The organism is Candidatus Thiosymbion oneisti (assembly GCF_900092655.1).
Taxonomy (GTDB): Bacteria; Pseudomonadota; Gammaproteobacteria; order Chromatiales; family Chromatiaceae; genus Thiosymbion; species Thiosymbion oneisti.
On record NZ_FLUY01000727.1, the window covers coordinates 1 to 3,164 of the forward strand.

General features: G+C 62.1%; 1 protein-coding gene. It reads right to left on the reverse strand.

Annotated elements, in window-relative coordinates; genetic code table 11:
• Positions 1-936: 936 nt before the first annotated feature.
• Positions 937-2,994, reverse strand: a complete 2,058-nt coding sequence (locus BQ17_RS07910; protein ID WP_089725919.1) for a TPR end-of-group domain-containing protein — start codon at positions 2,992-2,994, stop codon at positions 937-939.
• Positions 2,995-3,164: the final 170 nt, after the last annotated feature.

Below are 3,164 nucleotides of genomic sequence, written 5' to 3' on the forward strand. Positions count from 1 at the left end.
ATCGATCTTGCAGATTCATAGCTTTCAGGGATGAACCACCCTCCCCAAAATCTTCATGTCTTAAGTGGCAAATCCCGGCCCCTTCACCGCTTGCAGGGATTTTTCGTTTCTCCACTTAAGGCACAGAGGCACAGAGAAAATCAGAGAACTTCCTGCATGTTTTCTCTGTGCTCACCGTCTCTTAAGGGGTGAATCCTGATCTGTTCATCGCTTGCAGCGAATTTTCGTTTCACCACTTAAGGCCTTGAGAACAGAAAAACTCCTCGGTGTATTCTCCGTGTTCTCTGTACCTCTGGGGTGAATAAAGCGTGGCTCTTTATGGATTCCGGACTGCTTTGGAGTGCGCCGGCAAAGCGGCGCAGCCGTATCTAACCTCAGCCACGGGGGATACCAGTGGCGTTGGCCGGGAATTCGGGCACTTAGGTTCCACCCGCGCCGCGGCGACGGCGCTTTCCCCTGGCCGCAACACCTTGGCCGGGAACGGATACCTCGCCAAATCCAAAGCGGCGGCAGGATCGTGCCACCTGGCCGACCCCCTGCTTATGCCTGGCGCTGTAAGTTCCGGTAAGCATCGGGGTGAGGTTGCCGCCGCACTCCAAAAGGTCCGGTGGTACCCTTCCATGATCGTTGGCAGTCCGGAATCCATAAAGAGCCTAAAGCGTTTCTTAGGGTCAGGTAATGGCGGTAATCGTTCGCCCAGTCGATCAAATCCGCTGTGTCGGGTAGCTGTCCTTTGCCATATTCCCACGCGGCGCGTGGGAACGAGAGGCATCTGCCTGCCGTCTGATACCCATCATCGATGGGCACGCGGCGCTTGGTGCATCCGCTCAAGCCGTCGCGGCCGGGAAACTTCCGTGGCCTAACCGAACCTTGAAATCCCCCTGATCGGCGCTTGCTTTGCCTATCCTACAGGCTGTCGATACCTACCCCGCTTTTTCACACCGCCGGACCCGTCAGAAACGCCTGAAACCGGTCGCTGTTACGGATACCATCGAAATCCGGGTCCTGGTCGATGTGAGCACGATCCGGCAAGCTCCCCGCCTCGCGGGCCTTGAGCAACCAGGAGAGGGCCTCGGCCTCCCGGCCCTGCACGGCAGCCAGGCAGGCGAGGTTATAGGCGGCATATCCAGGTGCCAACGCTTCCGCCTGTGACAGCTTTTCCGCGGCGGATCGATATAACTCCTCCGCCTCCGCACCGCCCTTGGTCTCGGCCTGGTGGTAGAGGGCGCCGCCCCAGTTAGTGAGTGCCTGGTGATAGTCCGGCTCGATAGCGAGGGCCGCCTGGTATTTCTCGGTCGCCGCGGCAAAGAGCCCGTCCGCCTCCGCGCCGCCCTTGGTCTCGGCCTGCTTGTAGAGGGCGCTGCCCCAGTTAGAGAGCGCCTGGTGATCGTCCGGCTCGATAGCGAGGGCCGCCTGGTATTTCTCGACCGCCGCGGCAAAGAGCCGGTCCGCCTCGGCGCCGGTTTTGGTCTCGGCCTGCTTGTAGAGGGCGCTGCCCCAGTTAGAGAGCGCCTGGTGATCGTCCGGCTTGATAGCGAGGGCCGCCTGGTATTTCTCGATCGCCGCGGCAAAGAGCCCGTCCGCCTCCGCACCACCCTTGGTCTCGGCCTGGTGGTAGAGGGCGAGGCCCCAGTTAGAGAGCGCCTGGTGACCGTCCGGCTTGATAGCGAGGGCCGCCTGGTATTTCTCACCCGCCACGGCAAAGAGCTCGTCCGCCTCGGCGCCGGTTTTGGTCTTGGCCTGCTCGGAAAGGGTGAGGCCCCAGTTATTGAGTGCCTCGTGTTTGTCCGGCTTGATAGCGAGGGCCGCCTGATACTTCTCGGTCGCTGCGGCAAAGAGCCGGTCCGCCTCCGCGCCGGTTTTGGTCTCGGCCTGTTCAGAGAGGTCATTGCCTTCCATGACATGGGCCCAGGCATCCAGTCCCTTCATCTCCTCTCCGAGGGCGCCAGCCGCGATCTCGCTGGCCTTGGCATAGTCACCGGCAAGGAATCGGGTCTGGGCCGCCACGGCCGAGCGCTGGCTACGGCGCTGTTCGGCGTCTTGCTCCGCTGGGGCTGGTTCCGATCCTTCCTCATAACGGGCGATGGCGTCGGCGATCCAGTCACGGACCTTGACCCTGAGCCCGGCGTTCTGACCCGGCGGGTCGAAATCCGCTACCAGCTCCATCATCTGTTTCAGGTGGCTGAAGGGCCTGCCGACGAAATCCGGCGGGAAGCATCCGAGCTTCTGGGCCAGCCTCACGAAGAAGCCGTCCGCGTCATAGCCCTTGATGTAGAAGGCATAGTTGTCCGGCTGGAGCAGATGTTTGCGTACCTGGGCAGGGGGTTCATTGTCCTGGTAGGTGATCCAGTAGAGCTCGTTGTCGAACTGGGGTACGGCAGCCAGGTGGTCGAATACCGGGTCGTTCTCTCCGCTGTAGCCCACCACGATCCACATACGGCCCCGCCCGGCATCCTCGAACACCGGCGCCAGGACCTCGGAGTGCTTCTTCACCTCCTGCTCCGTGTGCAGGAGGCGGAAGCCGGAGCGCTGTCCATGGAGATGAAACACGGCCTTCTCGGGGATGTCGGCGGGCTTGAAGAGCTGGGAGGCGGCAAAGTCGTAGACCGCCGGAAATTCCCCTACCAGGGCGCAGGCCTGGACCACCAAGGGATCGAAGTTGATGGTGAGTATCCGATCGACGAAGCCTGCTTTCATGAGCTGGGCGATGGCGATATGGGCCCAGTTGATCTTGGCTTGGTCCACGAACTCGGCAATCAGATCCCGACGCGCGCTCGGCGGAAGCTCCGCCATGCAGTAGGGATAGGTCTTTTGCGTTGCCCGTCCATAGGCCGGCGGATTGCGCGTCTTGATCTCCTCTACGAAGCCGGCGGCGGTGGGGATGCCCGCTGCGACCGAGCAGCCCGCGCCGATGAGCAGGGTGCACTTCTTGCCTTGGCCGACGGCCTCTTTGAGCGTCCAAACCAGAGCGTCCAGCCTTCTTTCTTTTTTCATATCGGCCCTCGAAGAGCTCGCCCGGGCGGGTTGACATTCAACTCTGCCTGATGAGGGATTTTCCCGTCCTGGGGTGGGCCAGCGCAAGCCCGCGGCGGTCCTTATCACCCGCCCGGCGGCCCTGGCCGTGATAGTGGCGGGCCGGTCCGGACCCCGAGAGCCTCGACCCG